General features: G+C 56.5%; 5 protein-coding genes. All 5 read left to right on the plus strand.

Going from position 1 to position 4,845, the window contains the following annotated elements:
- Positions 1-56 precede the first annotated feature (56 nt).
- From J1785_RS03250 to J1785_RS03270, 5 genes are read left to right on the plus strand one after another with little or no spacing between them, the layout of a single operon-like run.
- Positions 57-977: an ABC transporter permease subunit gene (locus tag J1785_RS03250; protein ID WP_129951446.1), complete on the plus strand. Its 921-nt coding sequence runs from the start codon at positions 57-59 to the stop codon at positions 975-977.
- Between the two features lie 9 nt (positions 978-986).
- A complete protein-coding gene (locus J1785_RS03255) occupies positions 987-1,904 on the plus strand; it encodes an ABC transporter permease subunit (protein ID WP_217218795.1) in 918 nt (305 codons plus the stop codon).
- A 25-nt stretch (positions 1,905-1,929) separates the two neighbouring features.
- On the plus strand, positions 1,930-2,994 hold the full coding sequence (locus J1785_RS03260) for a P1 family peptidase (protein WP_217218796.1): 1,065 nt from the start codon (positions 1,930-1,932) through the stop codon (positions 2,992-2,994).
- A gap of 54 nt (positions 2,995-3,048) precedes the next feature.
- Positions 3,049-3,870: a M55 family metallopeptidase gene (locus tag J1785_RS03265; RefSeq protein WP_217218798.1), complete on the plus strand. Its 822-nt coding sequence runs from the start codon at positions 3,049-3,051 to the stop codon at positions 3,868-3,870.
- Positions 3,871-3,877: 7 nt separating this feature from the next.
- Positions 3,878-4,765, plus strand: coding sequence for a LysR family transcriptional regulator (locus J1785_RS03270; RefSeq protein ID WP_217218797.1), 888 nt, complete (start codon positions 3,878-3,880; stop codon positions 4,763-4,765).
- Positions 4,766-4,845: the final 80 nt, after the last annotated feature.

Here is a 4,845-nt window from a genome sequence, read left to right on the forward strand (position 1 = left end):
CCCCAACCCTCCCCTTCGCAGGGGAGGGAGTTTACTGAATTCAGGGAATCATTTTTATGCTGACCTACTTTATCCGCCGGATACTGGAAATGATCCCCGTCTTACTGGTGGTGTCATTACTGGTTTTCGGATTTATCAAACTGCTGCCGGGCGATCCTGCGCGTATTTATGCCGGTCAGGATGCACCGGTTGAAGCGGTTGAGTCAGCGCGTCAGTTGCTGGGTCTGAACGATCCGCTGCCTGCACAGTACTGGCACTGGCTGGACGGCATGGTTCATGGTGATCTGGGCATGACTTACCGCACGCGTCAGCCGGTATTAAGTGTGATTGAAGGCGGCTTTATGCCAACGCTGCTGCTGGCGCTGGCGGGCTTCGCGTGGTCGGTGGTGCTGGGGCTGGTGATTGGTGTTGTCTGCGCACTGAAACGCGGAAAATGGCAGGACTGGACACTGATGAGCATGGCGGTCGGCGGCATTTCCATGCCGCCGTTCTGGCTCGGATTGTTACTGATCCAGTTTGTTGCCATGCCGTTCGGGGTATTCGCCGTCAGCGGATTTAACCAGCCAGCCGATATCATTTTACCGGCAATCACGCTGGGTTCGTCGGTGGCGGCGGTCATGGCACGTTTCACCCGCTCGGCGTTTCTTGATGTGGCGCAGGAAGATTATGTGCGCACCGCGAATGCCAAAGGGTTACGTGCCCGGCTGGTGACGTGGAAGCACATCATGCGCAATGCACTGATCCCCATTATTACCATGCTGGGTCTGCAATTTGGTTTCCTGCTCGGGGGCTCGATTATCGTCGAAAGTGTCTTCAGCTGGCCGGGGCTGGGCTGGTTACTGATCGAGTCCATCAAAACGCAGGATCAGCCGGTGATTCAGGCACTGGTCATGCTGTTTGTCTTTGAATTTATTGTGATAAACCTGCTGGTTGACATGCTGTATGCGGTGGTCAATCCGGCTATCCGTCTGCGTTAGGAGCTGATTATGACCGATCCTGTCTCTTCTGCGGGAGAAATCCGACCGGCTGAGCCGGCCTCGCAGAACGATAACATCCGTTCACCGTGGTACGACTTTTTCCATACCTTTATCCGTCATCCGATGGCGCTGATATCGGGGGGATTCATCCTGCTGCTGGTATTTGTCGCGGTGTTCGCACCCTGGCTGGCGCCTTTTGACCCGATGACACCGGACTGGATGGCGCTCGGCGCCGGTCCGACGCCGCAACACTGGTTCGGCACGGACGATTTAGGTCGCGATGTCCTCAGCCGTATCATTTATGGCGCGCGTATCTCCCTTTATGTGGGTATTTTTTCAGTCACGCTCGGCATGGCTGCCGGTGTGCTACTCGGGCTGCTGGCCGGATATTACGGCCGCTGGCTGGATATGCTGATCATGCGCGGCTCCGACGTGCTGTTTGCCTTCCCCGGTATGTTGCTGGCGATTGCCGTGGTGGCTATTCTGGGGCCGGGGCTGAATAATGTGATTATCGCGGTCGCCGTTTTCAGTGTGCCGGTATTTGCCCGCATCGTACGTGCGGCCACGTTATCGATTAAACACAGTGCCTATGTCGAAGCGGTTCGCTGCATCGGTGCACCGGACAGAGTGGTAATTTTACGCCATATTCTGCCGGGCACGCTCTCAAACGTTATCGTCTATTTCACCATGCGTATCGGCACCAGTATTCTGACCGCAGCCAGCCTGAGTTTTATCGGTCTGGGGCCGGAACCGGATGTGCCGGAGTGGGGTAATATTCTGGCGATGAGCCGTAATATGATGATGGCAGGCAAATGGAACGTCAGCGTGTTCCCCGGACTGGCGATATTCCTCACCGTCCTGGCATTCAATCTGCTCGGTGATGCGCTGCGTGACACGCTGGATCCTAAACTGAAAAAGTCATCGTGAAATGAATATCTGATACGGGAAACTGATGCATCCGCAAGAATGTGAAGACCAATTTCAGCAGCAGGCGCTGTCTGCCTTACTGCAACGCTGGCGCACCACACGCCAGATTTTCCGCCCGCGATTTCCGTGCGGCGCGACCAATGCCATAACCGACGTCGCCGGTGTGAGTATCGGTCACAGCACCTTAGCGGCTGGCGATGTGCAGACCGGCGTCACGGCCATTGTGCCGCCTGGCGATAATTTGTATGAAAAACCCCTGCCTTGCGGTGTGGCGGTATTAAACGGTTTCGGTAAACCGATGGGGCTGATTCAGGTGATGGAACTGGGTGAGCTGCAAACGCCGGTTTTGCTCAGTAATACGTTTGCCACGGGCACGTTGTTTAACGCGCTGATAAAGCGCAGCTGTCAGCAATTTCCGCAAATGGGGCGTCCGGATGCCACCATCAATCCGGTTATCCTGGAATGCAACGATTTCTATCTTAATGATATCCAGGCGATGGCGGTCAGTGAAGACGACGCGCTGGCCGCACTGGACACCGCGGCAAATACCTTCGCCCGTGGCAGCGTAGGGGCCGGACGGGGCATGAGCTGTTTCGGCTTAAAAGGCGGTATCGGCACGGCCTCGCGCCGGTGTGAAGCACTCAACGCTACATTGGGCGTTCTGGTGCTGGCGAATTTTGGCAAACTCTCGGAACTGACGCTTGACGGCATACGCGCCGGAGAAGCCATCGCACAAATCCAGCCGCAACTGGCGCCGCAGGCAGATGCCGGTTCGGTGATCATTGTGATGGCCTGCGACCGCTATCTCGACAGTCGCCAGCTTAGCCGCATCGCCAAACGCGCCGGTGCCGGACTGGGACGTCTTGGCAGTTACTGGGGGCATGGTTCAGGGGATATTGCGCTGGCATTCTCGACGCAACGTGACGGTGTCACGCTGCCTGATGCGCAACTGGAATCTTTACTGGCGCTGGCGGCAGACGCGACAGAACACGCTATTATTGATGCCTTACTGAGTGCTGAAACCGTCTGCGGATTCGACGGCCATTACCGTCTGGGGTTAAGTGACGTATTAGATAACCTGGTGAACTAGCCTTGCTGTGGGTTTAACCACCGCCTGGTAACCAAACCACATAGGGAATGAATGATGAAAGTGTTTATCTCTGCGGATATTGAAGGTGTTGCGGGTGTCATGCGTCCTGAACAGTGCAGCCCGGGACATGCGGATTACGACGCCGCCCGTGCGCTGATGGAAGGTGAAGTTAACGCCGCCATTGATGGCGCGTTTGCCGGTGGCGCGATGGAAGTGACGGTGGCCGACAGCCACGCGATGATGCAAAATCTGCGCGCCGATAAAATCGACCCGCGCGCCCGGCTGGTACAGGGCAAACCACGCGGATTGTCGATGGTCGAAGGGCTGCAACAACAGCAATACGACGGCCTGATGTTTGTCGGCTATCACACCGCCGCAGGCGAAAACGGCGTTCTGGCGCATACTATCAATGGCCGTGCCTTTTACCGCGTCAAACTCAACGGCAACGTGGTGGGCGAAAGCGATTTATACGCCGCTGCCGGTGCGGAACTGAACGTTCCTTTATGGCTGGTGACCGGCGATGATCATCTTGAAACCTGGATCCGCCGTTATTATCCGGAATCGCAGTATGTCTGCGTCAAACGTGCGATTTCCGCCAATGCTGCGGAATCTGACAGTCCGTCGATTGCCTGCGCGAAAATCCGCAAACAGGCGACGATCGCCGTCAGCAAACCTGCACCGCTTACCGCCGCCAGATTCAGTGCCCCGTATCATCTCGAACTGATGGCCGCGAAACCGGTTCTGGCAGATTTGTTCGGCCTGATCCCCGGCGTCGAGCGTCTCGATGCCGTTACTGTCGGTTATCACAGCCCGACGGTGGCAAATATTATCAGCCTGTTAAGTGCTTTCTCATACTTAGCGACCACCCAGAAATAGGGCAGCAATGCGCTTACGCCACATTGAAGTGTTTCAGGCCGTGTTACAGGCGGGCAGTGTCAGCGGGGCGGCACGCCTGCTGAACGTCTCGCAACCGAATGTCAGCCGCGTGCTGAATCACGCGGAACAGCAACTGGGTTTCGCGCTGTTTGACCGCACACCGCAGGGGCTGATTGTGACGCCGGAAGGGCGGCGGCTAATGCCGGAAGTCGAAGCGTTATTCAGCCATATTCAGGCCATTGGTGAGCTGGCGGAACAGTTGCGTCAGGGTGAAGGCCAGCATGTGCGCATCGGTTCGGCGCATGCGCTTGGCCACAGCGTGATGGCACCGGTGTTAGTGGATTTTCGTCGTCAGACCCCCGGCGGCAGTGTTGAACTGGTGACCGGCCATTTCAATACGCTGAGTCAGGATCTGCTGCAATATAAAATGGATTTTGCACTGGCGTTTGGCGAGCAGGCTACGCAGGAGCTGATTGCCGAGTCTATTTATCAGGCCAATATGGTCGCGCTGTTGCCTAAGGATTCTCCGGTCGAAGGGCCGGTATCACTGGCATGGTTGTGCGCGAACGATCTGCTGATGTTGCAGCAACAGGATCCGCTGGGACAGGTGCTCAACCGCGTCCTGCGCGAGAACGGCCTGATGTCACACTCTGCGTTGTATATCAAAACCTACTCGGTGATCGCCGACATGGTGCTGGCGGGCGGCGGTGTCGGTGTGGTTGATACGTTTACCGCCCGGCGGTATATCGGTCAGTTGAAGATTGTTGAGGTTGTGGAACCGCTGCCGTTTGAAGTGATTTTGCTGAGCAGGCGGGACCAGCCAGCATCGCAGGCGGCGCTGAGGCTGAGGCAGCTGATAAAACAAAAAGTGGGGGAGCTAAAGGGGGGCCTTTGAATCCCGTTTAGTTTTTAATTTCAAATTCAAATTCAAATTCAAGGTCGTGGGCGTCGGCCCACACCGACTTGGGGGGCGGC

Source organism: Rahnella perminowiae (assembly GCF_019049755.1).
Taxonomy (GTDB): domain Bacteria; phylum Pseudomonadota; class Gammaproteobacteria; order Enterobacterales; family Enterobacteriaceae; genus Rahnella; species Rahnella perminowiae.

Coding starts and splice junctions, on each gene's coding strand:
- J1785_RS03250 (WP_129951446.1), top strand. CDS start 57: ATGCTGACCTACTTTATCCGCCGGATACTGGAAATGATCCCCGTCTTA.
- J1785_RS03255 (WP_217218795.1), top strand. CDS start 987: ATGACCGATCCTGTCTCTTCTGCGGGAGAAATCCGACCGGCTGAGCCG.
- J1785_RS03260 (WP_217218796.1), top strand. CDS start 1,930: ATGCATCCGCAAGAATGTGAAGACCAATTTCAGCAGCAGGCGCTGTCT.
- J1785_RS03265 (WP_217218798.1), top strand. CDS start 3,049: ATGAAAGTGTTTATCTCTGCGGATATTGAAGGTGTTGCGGGTGTCATG.
- J1785_RS03270 (WP_217218797.1), top strand. CDS start 3,878: ATGCGCTTACGCCACATTGAAGTGTTTCAGGCCGTGTTACAGGCGGGC.